Raw genomic sequence first — 24,451 nt, forward strand, 5'->3', positions numbered from 1 at the left:
TTTCTGCAATCTCTAGCAGACTGTAAATTTGTATCACAAAAGACTAGTAAACTCTATAGTTTTAGGTTAAATTAGTCTAAATTCAGTAACTCAGTTGTACTAAAATTGACTTATATTTTTTGATTTTGTATACGCAATATTTTAAAATAACCACTAAATATTAATGATAAATTATCAAATCTGGAAGCTTAAATGGGCTAAGAATTGTGCATTTGCTATCAGTCTTACATCCCTGACCACCTTATTAGCAATTACTAGTATTGCTGCGGAATTCCCTAAAAATCCTATTGTTGAATCGCAAACAAAACAACTCCGTCCTACTAAAATTACACCTGACGAAATAGGTCAAATTAGGCAAGCACTACCTCGGCGTAACATACTTGTTAAACACGCCTTCCGCGTGAATTTACCAGATTTTGGTTCCTGTATATTTGTGCCAGTTCAAGAATTCCTCAAGGGTTCCAAAAAAGCTAAACTATCTTTATATTTGGTGAAGAATAATCGAGTAATCTATACTTTTCCGGAATCAAAAAATGTGCAAATTTGGAACTTCTTAGGACTAAAAGCTGTATCTTTTCTCGAACTTGATTTTGATGGGCCTGATGAAGATGGTATTCTTCTCATCGGTAACTACACAACGATGAATTTCCCTACAACTCGCAGTGTCCCCTTAAATTCGCCTCCACCTTTCCCCGTGACACTTCTTTATCATAGGGAAAAAAATGGATTTAAGGTTGAGGAAGATATTAGTCAAAAACTCACATCTCGTAAAGTTAAAACCATTGCTGAGGCTGAAAATATTTTGAGAGACGAGTTCAGATTTTTACCATAAACTCGGCAAGCAGATATTATATTTTATTCATCGCTCAAAGTTTCAATTAACAAATCCACTTGTTGCTGACGCTGCTGCAAAAAATTCTCGCATTGGCGTAAATATTCAACAGCAGTTGTAAATTGGTCGAATACCTCTTCCAATTCCAACTCGCCTGTCTCAATGCGAGTAATAATATTTTCGATTTCAGCAACCTTAGCTTCGTAATTCCATGCTGCTACTGCATCAGAATTAGAAGCACTATTACGTTTAATCATTCAACTCTCTGCGGTTTTTTGATCTTTTAGTTCTTGAACTTTTACTTTAACTTCTCCCTGCCCCAACTGAATAACTAAATCATCCCCAACAGCTAACTCCGCAGCCGAACGAGCGATCGCACCATTTTCCTGTCTAACTACAGCATACCCGCGTTGCAACACAGCTTTCGGGTCAAGCGTGACTAACTTTTGCCGTAACATTTCTAAATGTTGACTGGCTTGCTGCGATCGCCTTTTGGTTGCTGTTATAAGTTGCTGGCGTTTCCAAGTTAGCTTTTGCGTTTCTTGTTGTACTTGCCGATCTAAGCGTATACGCCGCAATCGGTTTTGCAAAGCTTGCAGTTGCTTTTCGGCATTTCTCCTAACTTCATATACTGCATCATACAAAGCATCTATTCGTTGGCGATGCTCAGTATATAATTGCGCAAGCGCTGGTACAACCATCTCTGCCGCAGCTGTGGGAGTATGCACACATGCATCGGCTACTAAATCTGCTAAAGATTCATCTCTTTGATGACCGATACCAGTAATTACAGGTATTGAACAATTAGCAAGCGATCGCACGACTCGTTCATCATTAAAACAAGCCAATTCCTCAACCGCGCCACCTCCCCGCGATAAAATTATTACCTCGGCGCGACTATCCCGTTCTACCCGTTCAATCGCTTTAACTATCGATTCTGGCGCTTGTTCGCCCTGTACTGTAGCCGGAGAAAATAAAACCCGTAACCCAGGATACCGTTGTTTGAGGGTTCTTTGAATGTCGCCCCAAGCCGCAGCAGTTGGCGAAGTAATCACCGCGATCGTTTGGGGATGAGCAGGAAGCGATCGCTTTCTTTCGGGATCGAACAAACCCTCAGCTAGCAAGCGTTTTTTTAACTGTTGATAGCGCAAAGCCTGCAAACCAACACCAGCAGGTAAAGCTTGCCAAACAGACAGCTGATATTCTCCCCTTTGCGGATAAACTCTCAGACTACCCAAAATAATTAACTGCTCTCCCGGAATCGGTAACTGTGCTAATTTTGCTAGTTGGCTATTCCAAGCCACGCACTTAATTCCGGCTGTACCATCGGGATCTTGCAAGGTAAAAAACAAGCCACTGCGATGGTGATTAGCACTGGAAACTTCTCCAGTCACCCAAACTTGTCGCAGTTGTTCGTCTTGTTCCAACAGCAAGCGAATGTAGTCAGTTAATCCAGTTACCGAAAGTGCAGTATCGGGAATTAAAGAATTGGCAAAATCAAAAGTCATCAAAGATGCAGCAAGAAATCTATTCAAATCCTAGCAAATCCAGGTATTTGGCAGACATGACAAATAATTTGGCAATCGACAAATCGACACAGCGAAATGCGACAGATAATGTGCGAATGTACAACAAAATCGGGATGACTGGATTCGAACCAGCGGCCCCTTCGTCCCGAACGAAGTGCGCTACCAAGCTGCGCTACATCCCGGCATAATAAGCCCATCATTAAAATATCGTATCACCAATAGAGGTAAATGTACAAAATAAATTAAGTGGGCATGGAGCATTGATTTTCATGACCGCATTTAGGTTGGATTTATCCAAAAACTAAAATCCAAAATCTCCCAAGCTTGCTAACATAACTTTGTATATATATGTAGTGAAAGCGGATTGTGACTGTTAAACCAGACTGGTTGCGGGTGAAAGCGCCTCAGTGGGAGCGCGTCGGTAACGTTAAAGAAATTTTGCGGGATTTAGCGCTCAATACGGTTTGTGAGGAAGCGTCATGTCCGAATATTGGTGAGTGTTTTCAAGCTGGTACTGCCACGTTTTTGATTATGGGGCCAGCTTGTACTCGTGCCTGTCCCTACTGTGATATAGATTTTGAAAAAAAGCCCAAGCCTTTAGATCCCACAGAACCAGAAAGATTGGCAGAGGCTGTTCGCCGCATGAAACTCAATCATGTAGTGATCACCTCTGTTAACCGAGATGATTTACCGGATGGTGGTGCGTCTCAATTTGGCAAGTGTATTACAGCAATTCGGGCGGTATCACCTAAAACTACGATTGAGGTGTTAATTCCTGACTTATGCGGCAATTGGAATGCGCTGGAGATGATTATCCAAGCTGCACCAGAAGTACTAAACCACAATACAGAAACCATACCCCGCCTATATCGCCGCGTGCGTCCCCAAGGTAACTACGATCGCACACTGGAATTACTATTGCGATCGCGTCAAATTGCTCCTTGGATCTACACTAAATCCGGGATCATGGTGGGTTTGGGTGAAACTGATGCCGAAGTTCGTCAAGTCATGCAAGATCTGCGATCTGTGGATTGCGATATCTTGACAATTGGGCAATACCTCCAACCCAGCCAAAAACACTTGAAAGTGGATAACTTTATTACTCCAGAACAATTTGCTGCTTGGCAAGCCTTCGGTGAAGAATTGGGATTTCTGCAAGTAGTTTCTTCTCCATTGACAAGAAGCTCATATCATGCAGAACAGGTGCGCAATCTCATGGAACGTTACCCGCGGAGTCGGGGATGAAAGGGAGTGTGGGGAGTGTGGGGAGTGTGGGGAGAAATAACTAATAACCATTAACCCTTGACTTTTGACTCTTGACCCTTGACCAATGACCAATGACAAACGACCAATGACAAATGACAAATCCGTAGCAATTTTAGGAGCAGGTGCTTGGGGGACAGCACTGGCAAATTTGGCTGCGGCTAACGGTCATCAGGTGCGTGTCTGGTCGCGTTGGGGTGCAGCAAGTCTGGAAGCTGTGCTAGAAGATGCGCAAATCGTCCTGTCTGCGATCTCGATGAAAGGTGTGAGAGATGTTGTGACGCAAGTCAAGTCTTTCCACCTTTCGCCAGAGACAATTTTTGTGACGGCGACGAAGGGTTTAGAGCCAGAAACTACCTGTACGCCATCGCAAATTTGGCAAACAGCTTTCCCTGAAAATGCGGTAGTTGTCCTCTCTGGCCCGAATTTATCAAAAGAAATTGAGATGGAATTGCCAGCTGCAACAGTGGTAGCTAGTAGTAATCCTACTGCTGCTGAAGCGGTGCAGCTGGTGTTTTCTTCTAATCGATTTCGAGTTTATACTAATCCCGATCCTGTGGGAGTGGAATTAGGCGGAACACTCAAGAATGTGATTGCGATCGCAGCTGGTGTATGTGATGGTTTACAGTTAGGAACCAATGCCAAAGCTGCCTTAGTCACCCGTGGACTCACAGAAATGGTTCGCATCGGTAACTTCTGGGGTGCGAAAACAGAGACTTTTTACGGTTTATCAGGTTTAGGAGATTTGCTAGCAACTTGCAACAGTCCTTTAAGTCGCAATTATCAAGTTGGTTATCAGCTAGCTCATGGCAAAACACTAACAGAGATTCTGACTGAGTTAAAAGGAACTGCTGAAGGAGTCAATACTTGCCAAGTCTTAGTACATCGAGCTAGACAGCAAAATATTCCCGTTCCCATTAGCGAGCAAGTTTACCGCGTACTTCAAGGCGAACTGACACCTCAAAAAGCTCTCGATGAATTGATGCTACGAGATATTAAGCCAGAATACTATAACTATTAAATTGCTTTTTCTCGGTCAATCTTCTGTCTGCAACAACCAAAAACCACTATAAGTCATTCCCGAATCATCTGGTTGCACTAATAAAAAGTGTATGCCTTTGCTTAGTTGTTGGCGTTGTTGAAACATCTTAGCAGCAGCAGTCACTTCCGCATCTTCAAAAGTAGCGACAATCCATCTATCTACTAAACCGGCTTCTAACACCAAGCCATCTGGCGCACCAGCAATATAATTTAACGCTACGGGACGGGCTTCATGCAACCACCGTGCTAAACGCATTGATTGCCTTCCACCGTAAATCACTACACCGGGAATGGGGGTTGTTGAGGCTAAACCCAGATTTAGGGGTTTAAGATATTCTGGCAGATGTAGAATCGGAATCGGGCGATCGCTAAATTCTGTTTCGACATCACCAGCACTCAGAGTCGCAAACCGCCATTGTTCTCCCCAGAGGTTTTCTGGTAAGGGTACAGGAGGTGGCTTATCTATAGGTGTGGGATATTGTTTTTCTTGTAACCACTGCTTTAATGCCAAAGTCCGGCGGGTAGGTTCAACACTAATACCTAAATTACGTCCAGCCGCCTCAATTAAACTTAAAGATTGCGGACGAAATACTTGAATCGCATCTGGCAGATGTTCGCCAGCAACTAGCTGAATTTGATCTGTCAACCAACTGGAATTCGCCTCTGACTGGGGACAACTAGCTACGTACTCTAAGCTGCGAGTTGCATCACAAATCAACAACTCCCACATAATTTGTCCAGTTGGATTTTGTTGCGGACTCCGGTAAAAATCAGCTTGCCAAATTTTCATGGATTAAAACCACAGATTAGAAATAATTTCCCCTCTGTACCTCTGCTGCCTATTTCTATTCACCTTAAAGTGAAACGTATCACTCTAGCAACCAGCCAAACAAGCCTTCTACAGTCAGATGAAAATCTTTGGCAAATTCTGGTACTGGCAAACTTTTTCCTGGTTCATCGTAAAAGGTGGTTGCTCGATCTGGCAAATAAACAAACACAGATTGTTCTTGTGGATCGATCAGCCATCCCATCTGAGTGCCATGCTTGAGGCAATGCAAAATATTTTTGGTAACTTTAGTTTGGCTTTGTTCGGGAGATAAAATTTCGATTGTCCAATCTGGGGCAATTGAGAAGACATTAGCAACCCCACTATTTTCCTTACGTGGAATTCTATCCCACAAAAATACAGAAATATCAGGGACAATTGAGCGTCCTCCAAAAGTACAACGAAGTTCTGAAAAAGCCCGTGCGATTTTTTTTTGTTTGACAACCAAGTTGATTGCAGGTGCTAATTCAGTTTGAATGACGCTATGTTCTCCTTGTGGCATAGGTTTTTGGACGATCCGCCCATCAATATATTCGCTGGCTGGTTCTGTTTCTGGCAGTTTCAGGAATTCTTCTAACGTTAGGGTTTTAGCAGGGATCTGTACCATTTCAGGTTTTGTGAAGAGGATTGAGTTGCACTGCTTCTGTTTTTATTCTTACAGATGGATTAATTAGTGGGTGCAATTGGACAAATCGTTTAGAATAACTGACTCAATATCTTAATTTATCGGCGTGCATCGGCGTAAATCGGCGGTTAATTATTCTTATCTAAACCGTCTTGATAATTGCCACAAAAAAAGGGGTAGGAACCCCACCCCATCTATCTAACTAGGAAACCCAAACTTTCTATACCAAAACCTTAGCCAAAATCGGTTCTACACTGGTAGCAATTTCTGGGACATATACCTGTGAAACGTAGTCTGCAATCATTCTGTCGGTGTTGAACAGTGGGGAATTTGTCTTAATTGATGCCTTCATCATCTGCACCCAACGCTGGGGAACACCTTGAGCATTTTGGTCGTAATACAGAGGAACAATTTCTTCTTCTAAAAGTTGATAAAGCGATCGCGAATCTATGCGATCCTGTAATTCTTGATCGCTAGTGTGAGCATCTTCGCCAATTGCCCAACCGTTCAGTCCTTTGCCATTGCTGTTGGCTTTGTAGCCTTCGCACCACCAGCCATCAAGGACACTGCAATTCAAACCACCGTTAAAGCAGACTTTTTGTCCGCTGGTACCAGAAGCCTCTAAAGGACGACGAGGATTGTTCAACCAGACATCCACACCTTGCACGAGTTTCTGTCCGGTGTAAATATCGTAATCTTCAATAAAGGCGACTCGGTTAATAATCGCTGAATGATGACACCATTCCATCAATCTTTGAATAATCCGCTTACCTTCTTCGTCGGCTGGGTGAGCTTTACCTGCAAAGATAATTTGTACTGGACGTTTGGCATTACCAAAAATCTGCAATGCTCGTTCCGCATCGCGTAAAATTAAATCGCCGCGTTTGTAAGGGCTAAAACGTCGGGCAAATCCAATAGTTAGTACGTCAGGATCGAGTAAAGTTTCAGTGGCTTGAATTAATTCGTAACTTTCACCCCGTTGTTCCCGTGCTTTCTTGACTTTATAACGGGTGAAGGCAATCAATCTTTCTTTGAGGACTCGATGTCGCCACCACAGTTCTTCATCGGGAATTGCGTCAACCTTCGCCCACATTTCGGGATGCATGGCTTGAGTTTTCCAATCTTCTCCCAAATACTGATTGTACAAGTCAGCTAATAGGGGAGCAGTCCAAGTAGGTGCATGAACGCCATTAGTAATGTAACCAATGGGAACTTTAGCTTCGGAATGTTGGGGATAGAGGACTGTCCACATTTTGCGGGAAACTTGACCGTGCAATTCACTCACGCCATTGCAAGCACGAGTCATCCGCAACGCCAAAACGGTCATACCAAAGGGTTCCCAAGGATCGCCCAGTCTTCTCGCGCCTAATGCCAAAAATTGCTCGCGGGAAAGTCGTAATTGCGGCCAGTAGTGAGCAAAGTAGGAATCGATTAAATCGGGTGAGAAAACATCATGTCCGGCGGGAACGGGGGTATGGGTGGTGAATACGCAACGATTCCGCACTGTTGCTTCAATGTCGTAGAAAGATTTGCCAGTACGTTCGATTTCTAAACGCGCCACTTCTAATGTACAGAAGGCGGCGTGTCCTTCGTTAAGGTGATAGACAGCAGGTTGAATTCCCAATGCATCCAAAGCGCGGACGCCACCAATACCTAATACAACTTCTTGGGCGATGCGGGTTTCTAAGTTACCGCCATAGAGATGTCCAGTTAGCCAGCGGTCAATGGGATCGTTGTCTTCGCGATCGCTATCGAGTAAATATAATGTGACTCGCCCTACTTTTACTTGCCAAATTTGCACTTTCACCAAGCGTTGGCGAACTTCTAATTGAATGATTAGCGGTTCGCCATTTTGAGTTTTAATTAACTCAATTGGCATCCGTTGAAAAGGGTTATCAATATAGTAATCTTCTTGCCAACCGTGACGGTTTAAGCGTTGGCGGAAGTAACCTTGGCGATACAGCAAGCCTACACCCACCATCGGTACGCCTAAATCTGACGATGATTTCAGGTGATCCCCAGCGAGAATGCCTAAGCCGCCTGAGTAAACTGGTAGGGATTCATGAATGCCAAATTCTGCGCAGAAGTAAGCTACTGGGTGTTCTTTGCTAAGTTGCGGTGCAACTCGACTTACCCAAGTATTTTGCTGAAGCAGATATTGGTCAAACTCGCGCGCTAAGGCGGAGACTTGCTTGAGATAAAAAGGATCTTCTGCTAATTGGGTCAGACGTTCGTAGCTTGCTGACTCTAAAATCGCCACTGGGTTATGCCCGCAGCGTTCCCATTCTTGGGGATCGATAGTTTGGAATAAAGCGATGCGATCGCCACTCCAACTCCACCAATAGTTATAAGCCAAATCTGCTAAACGCTTCAACGGAAAAGGTAACTTTTCGCTTAAGCGCAGCGCTGCGTTCATTGCACTACTATTAGCCATACAACTCTAAACTCTCTGTTAGTTTTTTCTATTTCGCTTCACATCTACTTCCCAATAATTGCTCTTCAGGTTGATTGGAAACGAGGCTTATTTGATGAATCATTTCCTGAAGTCGGAGTGGTTTATCGACATCAACTCCGCATCAATTAAATGGTTTTTCTTTTTTCTACCTTTTAAAGATTATCTCTGCTTTTGAGAGTTTTTTTCATCAATTTCAATCACATTATTTTAATTAAACTATTTTCTTGTTAAGAATTATCTGATAATTGCAATAATTACCCATAATTTCATATTAAACTTGTTTTTCAGATAATAATTTTGATAAAACGAGTGTTACTATACTAGTTTTTAACAGAGAAATACTGTAATTTTACAGTCAAGCTTATATATAAAATCCGATTTGATAGTCAAACAAATTCTCTATATTTAAACTTTAAGTTCCAGGTGAGTAGATCCCAGATCAAGAAGGCAGACTTGTGGTAACTAGCTTTGCAACCCAGTCATCAGCTTTTTCCTCCTTGACTTCCCGATCCCGCATGGTTGTAAAAAATCTACACTTGTCGGGTTAAGGGATGAGGGCGCTGTAACATTTTGGGAGAGGCGCATGAAGTGAACTTAAAACTCAGTACAATAGTCACCTGAATTCTTATATTTATTTTATTTTTTAAGTATATTTACTATTGACAAAATTAAGATATTAAAAATTTTCTCTGATTATAGGCTTAGTTCATACTTAAGTAAAAATACTGAGTTTTAAAATATATCATGACTATCGTCACGAATACTTTATTGAGTATAGCAACTATGAAGTTAATATTTTGCTAATAACTTCATAGATTGGGCTGATACATAAAGATTGTATGAAATAACATCAGTAATATTGTGGTTTTACAACATTTATGTAAATCATTAATAAGAGGATTTTAAATTTACTTTCAGCTTGATGAAGATTGTTGCAATAAGCAAAAACACATTTTGTTATATCAATAATTGAATTAATTAATAGTCTTCATAAGTTATCGATTATCTGAATCAAAATTCAGATAAAGATAAAATAAAAGTGTTTAATAGTTCCTCTTAAAGACTTTTTTAAAATCTGATTGTGCATCTACTACATAGCAATCAAAGTAGAATAGGCAAAAAAATATTATAGGTGTATCCAGTTTTGGCAAGATTAAATAAAAATTCTATACTTAGATAGATTTAGATTTACTTGAGAAAAAGTTTAAAATTTAATATTAGCAATTTGTCATATGTTTAAATGCGACAAAAAATATTCAAACACTATTTTAGTTTTGCATTTATTCATTTTGTAGCTAAAGAAATAGTATTAGATTAATCTATCAGTTGAATTGATAATATCCCGATCGAGTAAATTATATATCTTCAAGTAAGATGGAACTATATACACCTAGTGAAATTGAACAACTACAGCAAGATTTACCATATTTAATAGAAATTTCTCAATGGTTGAAAACGTTTTTATCGAGATCTCATCCCGATCTAGGTAGACCCGGGCCTGTATGCCCGTTTGTCCCAAAAGCCATAAAGTTAGATTGTATTCGCCTGAGAGTTATTCGTTCTCATAATTTGGTTCAGCAGCAAGTTATAAACATAGTTTTACCATATCTCAATACTTTTTTAGAGTTAGAACCAAGAGAGCAAGATGACTCCTTAAATAAAGCAATATTACTGCTATTTCCCGATATTAGTCATGAGGATGCACCGAGGCTAATTGATAGCGTTCAAAAAGAACTTAAACCTTTATTTGTAGAATCAGGATTGATGCTAGGAGAATTTCACAAGCGCAATCACACTCCTGGACTGCACAATCCGAATTTTCGCCCTCTTCGCAGTCCTATTCCCATGCTAGCTATTCGCTTTATGGTTGAATCGGATCTTCCCTTTCTTCAGAATGCAGAGGATTTAAATCTTCGGATTCGTTATCTTGAAGCTTATTTAAAGCGTTTTGAAAACAAATTTAAAGATGAAAATAATTTCAAGAATGCTCGTCAATCATTAGCTTTAGCAAAATTAGAAGTGAAGACAAAAACTTTACTCCTATATATAGGTGGATAGATTATTTTTTATTATGAGTATAGTTAATAGAAATTTAGAAAGCGAACAGAATATTCAATCAGATACACAAATTTTGCAACAGTGGTACAAAACTGAAATAATTCAGGCTCAAGCTTTGTGTCTTCATGAATTATTTGCTAGACAAGTTGAGCAGACACCCAATGCGGTAGCTGTCATATTTGAAAACCAAAAATTAACTTACCGTGAATTAAATAATAAATCTAATCAACTAGCAAATTACCTCAAAAAATTAGGTGTTGGCCCGGAGGTACTAGTTGGGATTTGTTTAGAACGCTCTTTGGAAATGGTGGTGGGTTTGTTAGGTATTCTCAAGGCGGGTGCAGCTTATGTGCCTTTAGATCCAGCATATCCTCAAGAACGTTTAAATTTTATATTAGAAGATAGTCAAACACCCTTAATTTTGAGTGTAAATTCATTAGCTAACAACCTAGCTAAAAGTCAAACAAAAGTTGTTTGTTTAGACTCAGATTGGGAAATTATTGCTCAAAATAGTCAAGAAAATCCTGTAACTGAAGTAAGGGTTGATAACTTAAGCTATGTAATTTATACATCCGGTTCCACAGGAAAGCCCAAAGGTGTAGCGATCGCTCATCGTAGTATTTGTAATACGCTATACTGGCGACAAAATACTTTTAAATTAACTCCGCAAGACAAAGTTTTACAGACGATTTCTTTTAGCTTTGACCCATCTGTTTGGCAGATATTTTGGCCTTTATCGTTTGGGGCACAGCTTGTTATGGCTCGTCCTGGCGGTCATCAAGATCCAGCCTACCTGATCGAGACAATTATCGAGCAGCAAATCACAGTCATGGCTTTAGTACCCTCCATGATGCGTGTATTACTGGAAGAAGAGGGAATCGAGAATTGTCAAAGTCTCAGACACATTACTAGCGGCGGTGAAGCGTTACCGATTGACCTTGTAGAACGGTTCTTGGCCTGTTTGAAGTTGAATAATATTCTCGTGAATTGCTATGGGCCGACAGAAGCGGCGATTGATGCTACCTTCTGGATTTGCCAAGGTGGAAGCGATCGCATTTTTGCACCGATTGGTCGTCCGATTGCTAATACACAAATTTATATCCTAGATGAAGATTTGCAGCCCGTACCAGTGGGAGAAGCAGGGGAATTGTATATTGGTGGTGTTGGTTTAGCGCGAGGTTATCTCAATCGTCCAGAACTAACTAAAGAAAAGTTTATACCTAACCCCTTTGCTAGCGAAGCCGGAACGCGCTTATATAAAACTGGAGACTTAGCACGTTACTTACCAGATGGAAACATAGAATTTTTAGGCAGAATTGACCATCAAGTCAAAATTCGTGGTTTTCGGATTGAATTGGCAGAAGTTGAAGCTGCGATCGCGCAACATCCAGCGGTGAAACAAGCCATAGTTATAGATAGAGAAGATGTTGCCAAAAACAAGCAGCTAGTAGCATATATAGTCCCTCAACCACAACAAGTCCCTACCAAGAGCGAATTGCGCAGCTTTTTGCAAGGTAAGCTACCCGATTATATGCTGCCTGCCGCATTTGTATTTTTAGATGCTCTACCTTTAAATCCGAATGGCAAAATAGACAGGCAAGCCTTACCAGCACCAGCTAGTGAGAATTCGGCTGTCAGTATCGTACTACCCCGCAATCAAGTCGAACAGCAGCTACTAGAAATTTGGCAACAAGTTTTAGGCGTACAGCCCATAGGTGTAAGAGATAATTTCTTTGAATTGGGCGGACATTCACTGTTAGCAATTAAGCTGTTTTGGGAAATTGAGCAGGCTTTCGGTAAAAATTTGCCATTGGCAACGCTGTTCCAAGCCGGAACAATTGAATCTTTAGCGAAAATTCTCCAACCACAAACAGCATTAAATGCAAGTACGCCAGCAGCTTGGTCATCTTTGGTGCCAATTCAACCCCAAGGCAATAAACCACCTTTCTTTTGTATACATGGGTTGGGTGGCGAAGTGCTGTGTTTTCGGGAACTGGCAATGCATCTAGGAGCAGATCGACCATTTTATGGGCTACAACCACAAGGGCTAGATGATAAACAGCCTTTCCTGACTCGAATTGAAGATATGGCAGCCCACTACATTCGAGAAATCCAAACCATTCAGCCCCAAGGGCCTTATTTTCTGGGAGGATACTCTATTGGCGGGATAATTGTCTTCGAGATGGCACACCAACTCCAACACCAAGGGCAGGAAGTCGCTCTGCTCGCTATGTTAGATAGTAGCATTCCTGGTACTGAGCAAAGATTGCCATTTGTCAAGCGAATTGTTGAGCATTTCAATAATCTTTTACAGCTTGGGCCCGCTTATCTTTGGGATAGAGCTGAAGTGTGGCGCAATTGGGCTTGGGAAAATTTTAGGAAAGGCAGGTATTTGCTGCAAAAAAGATACAAGCATAGCAACAATCAACGCCCTTATTATTTATTTGATGTTGCTCAATACCTATTAGAGACCGATCGGCATCTAGAAATGATGGAAACTAGCTTAGAAGCTGTCCACAAATATAATTTTAAAGTTTATCCGGAAAAAATTGTTCTGTTTCGCACTGACGATCGAACACGAACTGTCGCAGTAGGTGTACAGTACGATCCCCAATTTGGTTGGGGTGAGTTAGTAGCTGGCACGATAGATATTTATCATATTCCTGGTTCTCACGAAAGCCTGCTCAAAGAACCCTCTGTACAAGTTCTTGCAGAAAAATTGCGAAATTGTTTAGCCAAGAGTACGGAAGCATAAAGGATACGGGGCAAAGAGGAGAGAGGAAAGACAACTCCTCATACTCCCTGCGCTCTTAATGATAAGTCTTTGTTGCTTATACCAATTCTGGATTTTGGACGATCGTTCCATGCCATCCGATAGTTGCAGAAATCTCAAACAATACTAACTATCGCAATTGCTATTACTTCTTTTTCTCTAGCTAGAGTATGTAATTAAATTACAAATATATTTGTCAGCCTTAGCGATCGCCAAACATCTTGCTTAAATCTTTGTGAGTTTAAAATTCCTCGAATCTCTATTTTCTCAAAGTCTCAGCTTGTAGATTTAGAAGATTACATACAGCAACTTTGATGCTTAAGCGAGCTATTGTCTAGCATTATACTCATGAGGCAAAGAAAGAGAGGTGCTATGGTGGCTGCTCGGAGAAAATCACAGTTAAAAGCTTTTGAGACGTCTATTTTGGAGGCTTTAGACCAGGTAGAACGAGCTACCTCAAAACTGTTTAAGCTGGAAGATATTTTAGAAGCAGTCTGTCAAAACATCCTGGCACTGGGTTTTGATTTTGCCAACATATCTTTAATTTCCCTAGAAAAAAATATTATTGAAGGCGTACATGGAAGTGGTACGGGAGTAGTTTGGGCTAATCTGGCCAAACATTACTTGGAACCAGACCCAGAACTTAGAGATATTCAAGCAGATATAGTTCTCACTCAACAAACGGAGATTATTTCTGGATGGGACAAACGCTTCGATCGCTGGATTTATCAAGAGTATGGTCATGAGAAGTTAGTTCGTGTATTTATACCAATAGTTCTGGTTCAAGATTATAACGGCAGAGTCATTAAAAATTGGTATGAGCACTGTAAATGGCAGAAAATCAACCCTCAATTTGAAGAGAGTAGCGAAAGACAGCATGAGGTTTACAAATTGCGCCTACCACCAGATCTGCAACCTGAGGGGCGCAATCCAGAAGTAATAGTTATTGGTACAGTAGAAGCGGGTTATAGTTCTCCAGAAAGGCGAATTGAGGAGCCAATATTATCGCGATTACTACAATATATTGCTCGACAATCTTTGGATATTTGGCAAGCACAACTACCGCGAGTTTTAGAAACGATCGCAGAAAAAGCCAAACAAATTCTCGATGCTGATGCAGCTACGCTGCATTTTTTATACGAGCCAAATTTAGAACAGGGTCGTTACGTTTATGAAGTCTTTTCTCACGGCATTGGGAAGCAATTTTTGAAAGCTTGTCCGCCGCGTCATAATGGACTGGGGCGACAAGCGATTCTCGAAAAAAAGTACAAGTTTATCCCAGATGTATCTCAAGGTCATGAAAAACTGGAAATGGCAAAGCTTAACCCCCAAGCTTTTTCGGCTGGGATTAAAGCAATGGCAGCTTTTCCGTTGCAGGTTGAGAACAAAGAAGGAATACTTTATGTTCTCTTTCGGCGCACCTATATATTATCTTCACGTAAGCTGCGCTTAGTAGAACTATTTGTCCGACAGTGGGCTGTTGATGCCATTTGGCACACGATCAGAATCCAACAAATGCGTGATGAAGCACGCCAGTTAGCAGCACTCTACTCTGTCACCCAATCCCTCGGTCGCATACCCGAAGATAATCTTTTACATCGTGTCGCTTGGGATACTTTGAATGTTCTGGGCGCAGATGTAGTGAATATCTACGAATATATCCAGACTGAAAGGCAATTTACGACTCCTCCTAAGACAGCAGGAAGATTAAGACAAGAGCAGAAAATGCAAGATGAGATTATTGAACACGATGTACCATTTTTGCTGATTCAGCGGGGAGAAAACGTTTATACTCGACAACTAGAAACAGAACCAATCTTTCAGAATTCAGCTTTTACTCGTAGAGAAAAAATCCATTCTGCTGCTGGTGTTTTGCTAGAAGTTGATAAAGATATAGTCGGAGTAATGTTTATTAACTACCGCCGACCTCACAGTTTTTCTGAAGATGAGAAAAAGATGATTGAAACTTTGGCTTCTTCAGCTGCGATCGCCATTAAAAATCAACGCTGGCTAGCAACTCTCAGCGACATCGATCGCAAGATTATCACTACTCTAGACCAAAAAGAACTCCTGAACCTGATTGTACAGCGAGCAGTGCAGATTTGTGGGGCTGATGTCGGTAATCTCCGGTTACTAGATCCCAGTCAGCAGGAACTAGTTACTAAAGCCAAGTATGCTGTCAATGAAACTATTGACCTCATCGAAAGACGCAATAGCATCAACGAAGGAATCACTGGTTGGGTGGCAAGAACTGGCCAGTCAGCATTGGTAAATAACGTCTTAACTGACTCGCGTTACCAAGCTGACTTTCCCAATATCCATTCTGAGTTATGTGTGCCACTTGTAGATGATAAGCGCTTACTAGGCGTACTTAATGTAGAAAGCCAGCATCTTTCAGCTTTTAACCAGAGACACCAGCGAATGTTAGAAGCCTTAGCCGACCAAGCAGTGATTGGTATCCAGAATTTAGAAAACAAAAGACAACTGGTGAATATGGAAACAATGGTCACTTTGGGTGATTTAGCTGGCCCGTTAGTGCATCGGATGAATAATGATGTGGGCGCGATCCGAGTCTGGGCGCAAGATATTTTGGATGGAGGTGATGAGAATAGTCAAAATAAAGCGCAGCGAATTGTATCAAGAGCAGATAGGGTTTTGCAAAGTGCCGAACGCATGAGAATTTGGATTCAAGAAAAGCCTCATGCCATCGATTTATCTGACATAGCGGTACATGCACTAGCGAGAATGTCTATACCTGCAAACATCATTTCAAATATTGAGGTATCGTCTGACTTACCAAAAGTTTTAGGCGGGGAACAGCAATTAATATATGTTTTTGATAACCTAATTCAAAATGCTGTGGAAGCAATGCCCCAAGGTGGTAGGGTATCGATTGTTGGCACTAGCGTCCAAAGAGAAATACAGTGTTGGGTAGAAGTGCAAATATGTGATACTGGCGTAGGTATCGCTGCCGAAAATCTAGAAAAGATTTTTCAGCCTGATTACACTACCAAAACAGCGAGGAGAGGTATGGGTTTCGGATTGTGGTGGACAAAATTATACGTGGAGCGTTTAGGAGGTTATTTAAGTGTGAATAGCGTACTGAATCAAGGGACTAATTTTATTATGATCTTGCCAGTCTATAAACCAGAAACTTAAGCAGAAGCTAGGTATTAATTACCATAAATAGTAGCAAGGAGGAACCGATGATATTTTTCAAAGTTCTTCTGGTTGAGGATGATTCAGATTGGCAAGATATCCTTGAAGGTAAGATCCGTACAGCTTTACGCAATATTGGTCATCCTCAAGATATTATTCAGATTGTCAGGACTTTTGATGAAGCATCAAAAGCTTTTAGAGATAGTGATTGGCATTTGTTGATTACCGACATTGGTTTGGGCGATTCATCTCTTTCTCGTCGTCAAAAGTTAGGAATACATTTAGTTGAACTTGCTTATGCTCGGCAAATACCAGCTATTGCTGTTAGTGGAACACCTGTAGTAAATACTCAGGATGTTCGCGATTTATTAATGGAATATAAAGCATCTGATTTCTTTAGCAAACGCGATTTTGATAGCAAAAAGTTTATTCATAAAGTTCAGGATATTTTACATAATCAACTCGAAAAATCATCAAATCATAACGAACTTTTAAATAGTTCCAGTGTTGACGAGCAACAAGAAGCGATCGCAGCTAATCCGTTAAAAATCTTGTTTTTAGCATCTGACCCTACTAACGCAGCTAGGTTACGCTTAGGAGAAGAGTTGCGAGAGATTCAACAAAAATTGCAATTAGCTAAACAAAGAGACAAATTTTTCCTAGAACAACGCCTATCAGTACGTCCTGGTGATATCAGCCAGGCTTTACTGGATATTGAGCCTCATATTGTCCATTTTTCTGGACATGGGATGAATACTGGTGAATTGTATGTAGAAAATGAGTTAGGCCAAATTCAACCGATAAAGCCTGATGCTTTAGCTTCATTATTTGAACTTGTAGAAGACCAAGTAAATTGTGTAATCCTGAATGCTTGTTATTCCAAGACTCAAGCGGAGGCTATTGCTAAATACATTCCATTTGTGATTGGAATGAATCATTTAATTGGCGATCGAGCCGCGATCGCATTTTCTGTTGGTTTTTACAAAGGGCTAGGTGCTAATTATCCCATAGAGAAAGCTTACAAGTCTGGCTGTGCCGAAATTCAATTACATGGTATAGCCGAGAATTTAACTCCCGTTATTTATAAAAAAATAATTTAAGTTAACCAATGTAACTTCCTGTAACAAAAAAATCTTTAACGTGACTCTAGCTTGGAGACTCGTGTCTCTAATTTGTTGACTTGTTGCTTGAGTTCCACAAATAAAGTTGCGAGGCGATCGAACATTTGATCGCGTTCTGTTTGCGATAAGTTTCTTGGCTGTCGGGGAGTAAGTGTAGTTCTTGGCTGAGATGGAGATACCCGCAATTGTCCTAGTTGAGACTGCATCTGGTTTAACTGCGACTCAACACGACGCAAGTCTGCTTCCAGATTATTAATCCGAGATTCTATTTGTTGGGATGAAGCACTATTCGATAATAGTCCCAACCACAAAACAAGGGCAAAAATTCCTGCAAATAATAATCTCTTCAACATTATCATTTACTCCTTGAGCTAAGTAGATAGATAAAAAAACCCTATCTACTAGCTTTCATTTTATTTCTTATCTTAATTTTCCCCTTGCTCGGAATTTATTTATCGCGTTCTAAGTTAGAAAATAGCCTCTGCCAATCGATAGATTTATTGCTATTTTCGCCCTCTTTTACCTCAAATGTGGCATTACAAGCTTTTGGCTGTTCTAGTGCTTGGATGCAGATTTCCGCAACATCCTCACGGCTGATTTTGCCTCTAATATTATCGCCTTGCTCAAAAATTAATTCTTTACCGCCTGCTTCCTCAGTTAATGCACAAGGTCGAATAATTGTGTAAGGAATTTCGCTTTCTCGTAAACTATCTTCACCCTTTAATTTCCAAGTTAAAATTCCTCCTAATTGGTCATTTAATCTAACTGCTGGAGGTTCTTCATCTAAATTAATACCTGGGCGTCCGGGACGAGTTACACCTGCGGAACTCACTAATACAAACTTTGGTAAAGTCGCTCCACCATAAGCTTTAATTGATTCGACTTGTAAACTAAAACCACCAGGTGAAAAACTAGGATTTAATGCACCGTCATATTCAAATTTGCTTAACATCAGTTGGAATGAGCAAACTTTGCTGGGGTCAATTGCTGGTGCATCATTAACAATTTTGGCGCGAAATACGGGAATTAACTCGGCAAAAGGAATCTGAATATCTATCCAGGTATTAGCTACGGTATCAAAAGAATAGCTGTAACCAATTCCATCCCATTTACCATCTGCCCGCAGAAATAATTTATAGCGTTTACCGTCGCCTCTAACGCGCAGTTCTACACCGTCGTAACCAGATAAATTGAAGGGTGGATCGAAATTTTTAGTTCTGACAGAAGCAAATCCTCCAGAGTTGGCGGTAGAAACATTACCAGCGAATAAAGCTGTATTTTCTACAAATTGCATATTACTTGCACTCACGCCACCCATGACTACATCATCTAAAGCTCCCCAGATATTCCGCAATTCATCTGATGGCTTGGTAAAATCAAATATAATTTTTTCATTTGATTTATTGAGATATTTTTTTGCGGCTTCTACTAAATTCTTTACACCCTGATATTCTACATTTTCTGGTGTATCGCCAACAATTTCTGGTTGATAAAATTTGATACCTTGATAATATTTAGCTCTATCTTCCGTGTCTCCTTCTACGGGTTGTACTCGCACCGCAGTACAACAGATTACAGCTTGAATATTAGCCAGAACAACAGGAGTTAAAGTTTCCGGTTTAGTAATATCTGCAACTACTAAGTCAACATCATTACCAATAATTGACCTAGCTTTATCAAGATCGCGTACAAGCGATCGCACTTGATAACCGCGTTCTAATAATCGCCGCACGACGCGTTTTCCTAAACCACCTGTTGCACCTACTACTAATATTGCACCCACAGTTCTTCCTCCATTGGGTTGATCTTTATCATCATTGGGACGACCTTGGATTAACTGTTGTACCCAGTTCAATAAAGGAATGACCTCGAAATATGTCAAAGTTTCAATGAACCTGCCTAAGTCCCATTGAGAACGATTTTTGTCAGCCACGATCGCGTCCTCATAACTTTCTTCAGTCTATAGCACTCTTAATAGCTTTCATCCTCCCGGTGAATAACGTTAGGATACTGAATAATTGTTACTTATCCAAAGGTAATTTCCTTATGAGCCAACTGGAAAAAGTTCAAGCTGATTACGAAAAGTTTACTGAACAATTTCAAAGTGTCATCATTAGCACCGTTAATGCCCAGGGAATACCTAACGCTAGTTATGCTCCCTTTGTGATGGATAATGCCCAAAATATTTATATCTACGTTAGCGGTCTGTCTACGCACACCAAAAATATTTATGACAATCCTCATGTTTGCGTCTTATTTATTGAGGATGAAGCTCAGACTAATCAAATTTTTGCTCGTCGCCGTTTAAGTTTTGATTGTACGGCAACTTTAATAGAACGAGAAACTGACCAGTGGAATAAAATTGTTGAGCAATTTCAAGAACGTTTTGGTGAAATTATTGAAGTGTTGCGTGGCTTATCGGACTTTCGGATTTTTCAGTTAATTCCTAATGAAGGTCGTTTTGTAGTTGGGTTTGGGGCAGCTTATCACATCAGTGGTGATAACCTCAAACAACTTGTGCAAATTACAGGAGACAAAGGCTAAAATTTAATCCTTAATAATTCATAACTTTATACCTCACACATAATTTTATGCTTCAGTTTCAACCACCTGGCTTTGGGCACAAAGTCATTCATACTTCATTGGGTGCAATGGTTTACTATACTCAAACTACTGCCCCTTGGTCGATTGCTGACACTGAAGATTTACCCCCTTTACTATTCCTGCATAACTTTGGTGGCGGCGCGTCTGCATACGAATGGTCTAAAGTTTATCCAGCATTTGCTCCTAGTTACCGCATCTTAGCCCCAGACTTAATTGGTTGGGGAGAATCTGCGCATCCAATATGGGATTATCAAATTAGAGATTATCTGAGTGCGATCGCAGAATTTATTACTAAGACTTGTTGCCAACCTGTGACAGTTGTTGCTTCATCCTTGACAGCAGCTTTTACTATTCGCTTGGCTATTACTCAACCAGAGTTATTTGAGTCATTGTTTTTAGTTTCTCCCTCTGGTTTTGATGATTTTGGGCAAGGTTCGGGACGCAGATTACCACTACCAGTAATCAATACACCATTTTTGGATAATATAATTTATGCCCTGGGTGCCGAAAATGAATTTGCGGTGCGTAACTTTCTTGAAAGTTTTCTATTTGCCAAACCACAAAGAGTTACAAGAGAAATGGTGCAAGCTTATTTAACTTCTGCACAACAGCCGAATGCTAAGTTTGCAGCTTTAGCATTTCTACGCGGCGACCTTTACTTTGATTTGAGTTTATATATTCAGCAACTCAAAATTCCGACTGTGTTTTTATGGGGCGAAAAAGCACAATTTACCAGTATTAAATTAGGAAGAAGGTTAGCCAATTTAAATCCATCTGCGATTCGAGATTTTTATGCGATCGCTGATACAGGAATCTTACCTCATCTAGAAATGCCGGAGGTAGTTATTGGTCTATTACAAAAGTATTTAAAATCTCCAAATTCCTAAATATTCAGTTCCTCAATTTCCGATTCAGATAAACCTGTGATGTTAGCTACCTGTGCTGCTGTCATTCCTGATAGCAGTAAATTTCGTGCTGTTTGCTGCAACTGCAATTCTGCCCGTTCAGCCCGTTGGCGTTCTTGTTCGGCCCGTTGAGTTTCTTGTTCAGCCCGTTGAGTTTCCTGTTCAGCCCGTTGGCGTTCCTGTTCCGCCCATTGGAGTGCTTTTTCTTCTGCTGTTGGTAATAATTCTCCATCCAAAGTTGCCCAACGCAACCAAGTTATATTTACGCCTTTGTAAGTACCTTGCCAACGTAGCAAAGCTAATCCTAATGCTTGACTCACCAATTGATTTTCTGCATTAGGTGTTATTGGTTGATAAACTCCACTACCCAGAGAAAAACCAGCCCAGTCATCAGGGTTGAATGGATCGAACCAGAAATATTCCGGGACGCGCATCTGATTTTGATAAATTAGCTTTTTCTCACCTTTATCTGTGGCTGCGGTAGCTGGGGAAAGCAATTCAATCACTACGTCCGGGCCTTTTCCTTCTTCCCACACAACCCAACTGCGACGTTCTCCCTTAGGGACTCCCAAGACAGCAAAAAAGTCTGGGCCGCGAAAATCTTGGTTTTTCAGCTGTGCCAAGCTGAAGTAGACGAACATATTGCCACTTGTATATCCATCTTCCCGTTGTTCTAGCCAAGTTTCTACGACATCAATTAACAATTCCATTTGCATTTTATGTCGTTGGCTTTCCATCGGGATACCGTCATCATAAGGTAGTTCCGCTTGGGTAGGCGGAAATTTGACATCGGGCGTAGCTAGAGTTTCTGACATGGCTTTTAAGGTTTTGGGTAGCCATTGCGGTTATTTATATCTTACTTGAACTAGAGAATGGGCATTTCACCATAAACAGACTCGAATATTTTTTGCGATCGCTCTTCTCTAAAATAGTGCGTAGCAGTTACTTGTCTCTCTTGTCCTCCTTGTCTTCCTTGTCTTCCCTACTCCCTGCTCAAAGGGCAAGGTAAACTGTTGAAACTGGCTGTTTTACAAAAAATGTCTTATGCCTGAATTTTTATTGGAAGTTGGAACAGAAGAATTACCTGCAAGCTTTCTCCGTGATGCCATAGTACAGTGGCGATCGCTCATTCCTCAAAGTCTTTTAACAAACAGCCTGACTAGCGACGCTGTGGAAGTTTACGGTACTCCCCGGCGTTTGGCGGTACTTATCAAAGGTCTACCATCTCAACAACCAGACCGAGAAGAGGAAATTAAAGGCCCCCCCGCACAAGCAGCTTTTAAAGATGGCAAACCCACACCTGCTGCTGTCGGTTTTGCGAAAAAGCAAGGTGTGGAAATCGAGGCGCTACAAATTCGACCCACTGACAAGGGCGATTTTGTATTTATCAATAAAAGCATTGCTGGTCGTCCAGTGGCAGATATCTTAACAGAACTGGTTCCCCAGTGGATTTTGGGGTTAGAAGGGAAGCGGTTAATGCGCTGGGGTGATGGAGATGTAAGATTTTCTCGCCCAATTCGCTGGCTAGTGGCTTTGTTAGATGCAGAGGTGTTGCCGATTGAATTGGTCAATGCTTCTAAGGTTGTGAAAAGCGATCGCATTTCTCGTGGTCATCGGGTGTTGTATCCAGAAACGGTGACAATTCCCCAAGCTAAAGATTATGTTACCACTTTGCGTTCTGCTTTCGTTGTAGTTGATCCCCAGGAACGCGCCACAACTATTCAAGAGCAAGTCAAGTCTTCCGCCGAAAAGTTAAATGGTCATGCGGAAATCTACCCAGATTTATTAGAGGAAGTCATTAATTTAGTCGAGTATCCTTCTACTGTCGTGGGTAAATTTGAAGCTGAATTTTTGAATTTACCGACTGAGGTGATTACCACAGTCATGGTCAGTCACCAGCGTTATTTTCCAGTTTTCCAAGGTGCAAATAGCAAAGAATTACTGCCCAACTTCATCACCATTTCTAACGGCGATCCCAGCAAAGCAGATATTATTGCTGTTGGTAATGAAAGAGTCATCAGAGCTAGATTAGCAGATGGGCAGTTTTTCTACAAAACTGATTTAGCCAAGCCTTTAGAAAGCTTTTTACCACAATTAGAAAAAGTCACCTTCCAAGAAGATTTGGGTTCTTTGCGCCTTAAGGTTGATCGCATCGTTAATATTGCTGGAAAAATCACCAATCAACTGCAACTGCCGGAAAATCAGCGTCAAAATATCCAAAAAGCTGCATTGCTTTGTAAAGCAGACCTTGTTACCCAAATGGTTTACGAATTTCCCGAATTACAAGGAGTAATGGGAGAAAATTATGCTTCAGCTAGTGGGGAAGCAGCAGAAGTTGCAAGAGCAATTTTTGAGCATTATTTACCTAGAGGAGCCGATGATATTTTACCGGAAACTCTCACAGGTCAAGTTGTCGGTTTGGCAGATAGATTAGATACTTTAGTAAGTATCTTTGGACTTGGTTTAATACCTAGCGGTTCCTCCGATCCTTTTGCCTTACGTCGCGCAGCAAATGCTGTAATTAACATTACATGGTCAGCTAATTTAGCTATCAATTTAGCTGAGTTGTTGGAGCAGATTACAGCAGATTTCGTGGCTAAATATCACAAAGATAAAGCACAATTAATTACCAACTTGCGAGAATTTTTCCTCCAACGCATCCGTACCTTGCTACAAGAAGAAAAACAGATTGATTATGACCTAGTAAATGCAGTTTTAGGAGAGAATGACCCCGAATATACAGAACGGGCACTCCAAGATTTATTAGATGTACGCGATCGCGCCTTATACCTGCAACAAATTCGCCGCGATGGTACTTTAGATACCATCTATGAAACTGTTAACCGTTCGACGCGTTTAGCAGCCCAAGGAGATTTGGATACACAACAGTTAGATCCAACTACCCTAGTTCGTCAAGAACTATTCCAAAAGTCTTCTGAAGCCGCTTTCTATAATGCTCTAGTCGAATTAGTACCGCAAACGCAAGCAGCACAGCAATCGAGAAACTATCACCTGTTAGTAACATCATTGAGTAAAATTGCCCCAACTGTTAGTAGCTTTTTTGACGGTGCAGAGAGTGTCTTAGTGATGGATTCCGATCCTGAAATTAAGCGCAATCGGTTAAATTTACTAGGCTTACTACGCAATCATGCCCGTGTTTTAGCGGACTTTGGTGCGATCGTCAAAAATTTGTAGCCTAAATCAACAAAAATCGGGTGTAATTTTTGCCAATAGGCGCTACGATCAGTAGTGCTTAACCA

Annotated in this window: 18 protein-coding genes and 1 tRNA gene; 10 read left to right on the forward strand and 9 right to left on the reverse strand. The window is 40.9% G+C overall.

All coding sequences use genetic code 11. The annotated features are described in order from the left end of the window. The first annotated feature begins 163 nt into the window (after positions 1-163). Positions 164-832: a hypothetical protein gene (locus tag AACU33_RS17610; RefSeq protein WP_096589899.1), complete on the forward strand. Its 669-nt coding sequence runs from the start codon at positions 164-166 to the stop codon at positions 830-832. Between the two features lie 23 nt (positions 833-855). Here AACU33_RS17610 and xseB read toward each other — a convergent pair whose 3' ends face one another. The 3 genes from xseB to AACU33_RS17625 all read right to left on the reverse strand — a co-directional run bounded on the left by xseB (position 856) and on the right by AACU33_RS17625 (position 2,543). Beyond that, a complete protein-coding gene (xseB, locus tag AACU33_RS17615; protein ID WP_096589900.1) occupies positions 856-1,089 on the reverse strand; it encodes an exodeoxyribonuclease VII small subunit in 234 nt (77 codons plus the stop codon). Beyond that, positions 1,090-2,340 carry an exodeoxyribonuclease VII large subunit gene (gene xseA / locus AACU33_RS17620; protein WP_096589901.1) on the reverse strand — a complete coding sequence of 417 codons (1,251 nt, stop codon included), beginning with the start codon at positions 2,338-2,340 and terminating at the stop codon, positions 1,090-1,092. A gap of 129 nt (positions 2,341-2,469) precedes the next feature. After that, a tRNA-Pro gene (locus tag AACU33_RS17625) sits at positions 2,470-2,543 on the reverse strand. A gap of 184 nt (positions 2,544-2,727) precedes the next feature. Between AACU33_RS17625 and lipA the strand changes: the two genes are divergently transcribed. Together lipA and AACU33_RS17635 are read left to right on the forward strand one after the other, a co-directional pair. After that, entirely contained in the window at positions 2,728-3,606 is an 879-nt protein-coding gene (gene lipA / locus AACU33_RS17630; protein ID WP_096589902.1) for a lipoyl synthase, read from the forward strand. A 106-nt stretch (positions 3,607-3,712) separates the two neighbouring features. Next, the gene (locus tag AACU33_RS17635) at positions 3,713-4,645 is read left to right on the forward strand and encodes an NAD(P)H-dependent glycerol-3-phosphate dehydrogenase (protein ID WP_096589903.1); all 933 of its coding nucleotides are present in this window, start codon (positions 3,713-3,715) and stop codon (positions 4,643-4,645) included. Between the two features lie 15 nt (positions 4,646-4,660). On the opposite strand, the gene AACU33_RS17640 is transcribed toward AACU33_RS17635, so the two are convergent. From AACU33_RS17640 to glgP, 3 genes are all read right to left on the reverse strand, one after another. After that, entirely contained in the window at positions 4,661-5,455 is a 795-nt protein-coding gene (locus AACU33_RS17640; RefSeq protein WP_096589904.1) for a Tab2/Atab2 family RNA-binding protein, read from the reverse strand. A gap of 79 nt (positions 5,456-5,534) precedes the next feature. Continuing rightward, on the reverse strand, positions 5,535-6,098 hold the full coding sequence (locus AACU33_RS17645) for a Uma2 family endonuclease (RefSeq protein ID WP_096589905.1): 564 nt from the start codon (positions 6,096-6,098) through the stop codon (positions 5,535-5,537). A 238-nt stretch (positions 6,099-6,336) separates the two neighbouring features. Further along, positions 6,337-8,550, reverse strand: a complete 2,214-nt coding sequence (gene glgP, locus AACU33_RS17650) for an alpha-glucan family phosphorylase (RefSeq protein WP_096589906.1) — start codon at positions 8,548-8,550, stop codon at positions 6,337-6,339. Positions 8,551-9,945: 1,395 nt separating this feature from the next. Here glgP and AACU33_RS17655 point away from each other — a divergent pair. The 4 genes from AACU33_RS17655 (at position 9,946) to AACU33_RS17670 (ending at position 17,661) form a co-directional block, all read left to right on the forward strand. Beyond that, on the forward strand, positions 9,946-10,629 hold the full coding sequence (locus tag AACU33_RS17655) for a DUF6875 domain-containing protein (protein ID WP_096589907.1): 684 nt from the start codon (positions 9,946-9,948) through the stop codon (positions 10,627-10,629). A gap of 13 nt (positions 10,630-10,642) precedes the next feature. Then, positions 10,643-13,384 (forward strand): non-ribosomal peptide synthetase, encoded by a 2,742-nt coding sequence (locus AACU33_RS17660; protein ID WP_096589908.1) that lies wholly within the window; start codon positions 10,643-10,645, stop codon positions 13,382-13,384. Positions 13,385-13,774: 390 nt separating this feature from the next. Further along, the gene (locus tag AACU33_RS17665) at positions 13,775-16,561 is read left to right on the forward strand and encodes a GAF domain-containing protein (RefSeq protein WP_339376109.1); all 2,787 of its coding nucleotides are present in this window, start codon (positions 13,775-13,777) and stop codon (positions 16,559-16,561) included. A 47-nt stretch (positions 16,562-16,608) separates the two neighbouring features. Then, positions 16,609-17,661 carry a CHAT domain-containing protein gene (locus tag AACU33_RS17670; protein ID WP_096589910.1) on the forward strand — a complete coding sequence of 351 codons (1,053 nt, stop codon included), beginning with the start codon at positions 16,609-16,611 and terminating at the stop codon, positions 17,659-17,661. 35 nt (positions 17,662-17,696) lie between these two features. Here AACU33_RS17670 and AACU33_RS17675 read toward each other — a convergent pair whose 3' ends face one another. After that, a complete protein-coding gene (locus AACU33_RS17675) occupies positions 17,697-18,035 on the reverse strand; it encodes a hypothetical protein (protein WP_096589911.1) in 339 nt (112 codons plus the stop codon). A gap of 95 nt (positions 18,036-18,130) precedes the next feature. Beyond that, complete coding sequence (locus AACU33_RS17680; RefSeq protein WP_096589912.1) at positions 18,131-19,615, reverse strand: CIA30 family protein; 1,485 nt, start codon at positions 19,613-19,615, stop codon at positions 18,131-18,133. A gap of 113 nt (positions 19,616-19,728) precedes the next feature. Between AACU33_RS17680 and AACU33_RS17685 the strand changes: the two genes are divergently transcribed. Further along, positions 19,729-20,226 carry a HugZ family pyridoxamine 5'-phosphate oxidase gene (locus AACU33_RS17685; RefSeq protein ID WP_096589913.1) on the forward strand — a complete coding sequence of 166 codons (498 nt, stop codon included), beginning with the start codon at positions 19,729-19,731 and terminating at the stop codon, positions 20,224-20,226. Positions 20,227-20,273: 47 nt separating this feature from the next. Then, positions 20,274-21,173 (forward strand): alpha/beta fold hydrolase, encoded by a 900-nt coding sequence (locus tag AACU33_RS17690; protein ID WP_096589914.1) that lies wholly within the window; start codon positions 20,274-20,276, stop codon positions 21,171-21,173. Here AACU33_RS17690 and AACU33_RS17695 read toward each other — a convergent pair. Beyond that, entirely contained in the window at positions 21,170-22,006 is an 837-nt protein-coding gene (locus AACU33_RS17695; protein WP_096589915.1) for a Uma2 family endonuclease, read from the reverse strand. The two genes, AACU33_RS17690 and AACU33_RS17695, sit on opposite strands and share 4 nt — an antisense overlap. 229 nt (positions 22,007-22,235) lie before the next feature. On the opposite strand from AACU33_RS17695, the gene glyS reads away from it, so the two are divergent. Next, complete coding sequence (gene glyS, locus AACU33_RS17700; protein WP_096589916.1) at positions 22,236-24,386, forward strand: glycine--tRNA ligase subunit beta; 2,151 nt, start codon at positions 22,236-22,238, stop codon at positions 24,384-24,386. Positions 24,387-24,451: the final 65 nt, after the last annotated feature.

Origin of the sequence: Calothrix sp. NIES-2098, from assembly GCF_963875125.1 — a bacterium.
Lineage (GTDB): Bacteria > Cyanobacteriota > Cyanobacteriia > Cyanobacteriales > Nostocaceae > Aulosira.

Coding starts and splice junctions, on each gene's coding strand:
- AACU33_RS17695 (WP_096589915.1), bottom strand. CDS start 22,006: ATGTCAGAAACTCTAGCTACGCCCGATGTCAAATTTCCGCCTACCCAA.
- AACU33_RS17690 (WP_096589914.1), top strand. CDS start 20,274: ATGCTTCAGTTTCAACCACCTGGCTTTGGGCACAAAGTCATTCATACT.
- AACU33_RS17635 (WP_096589903.1), top strand. CDS start 3,713: ATGACAAATGACAAATCCGTAGCAATTTTAGGAGCAGGTGCTTGGGGG.
- glgP (WP_096589906.1), bottom strand. CDS start 8,550: ATGGCTAATAGTAGTGCAATGAACGCAGCGCTGCGCTTAAGCGAAAAG.
- glyS (WP_096589916.1), top strand. CDS start 22,236: ATGCCTGAATTTTTATTGGAAGTTGGAACAGAAGAATTACCTGCAAGC.
- xseA (WP_096589901.1), bottom strand. CDS start 2,340: ATGACTTTTGATTTTGCCAATTCTTTAATTCCCGATACTGCACTTTCG.
- AACU33_RS17675 (WP_096589911.1), bottom strand. CDS start 18,035: ATGTTGAAGAGATTATTATTTGCAGGAATTTTTGCCCTTGTTTTGTGG.
- AACU33_RS17665 (WP_339376109.1), top strand. CDS start 13,775: ATGGTGGCTGCTCGGAGAAAATCACAGTTAAAAGCTTTTGAGACGTCT.
- AACU33_RS17685 (WP_096589913.1), top strand. CDS start 19,729: ATGAGCCAACTGGAAAAAGTTCAAGCTGATTACGAAAAGTTTACTGAA.
- AACU33_RS17660 (WP_096589908.1), top strand. CDS start 10,643: ATGAGTATAGTTAATAGAAATTTAGAAAGCGAACAGAATATTCAATCA.
- AACU33_RS17670 (WP_096589910.1), top strand. CDS start 16,609: ATGATATTTTTCAAAGTTCTTCTGGTTGAGGATGATTCAGATTGGCAA.
- AACU33_RS17645 (WP_096589905.1), bottom strand. CDS start 6,098: ATGGTACAGATCCCTGCTAAAACCCTAACGTTAGAAGAATTCCTGAAA.
- AACU33_RS17655 (WP_096589907.1), top strand. CDS start 9,946: ATGGAACTATATACACCTAGTGAAATTGAACAACTACAGCAAGATTTA.
- AACU33_RS17640 (WP_096589904.1), bottom strand. CDS start 5,455: ATGAAAATTTGGCAAGCTGATTTTTACCGGAGTCCGCAACAAAATCCA.
- AACU33_RS17610 (WP_096589899.1), top strand. CDS start 164: ATGATAAATTATCAAATCTGGAAGCTTAAATGGGCTAAGAATTGTGCA.
- xseB (WP_096589900.1), bottom strand. CDS start 1,089: ATGATTAAACGTAATAGTGCTTCTAATTCTGATGCAGTAGCAGCATGG.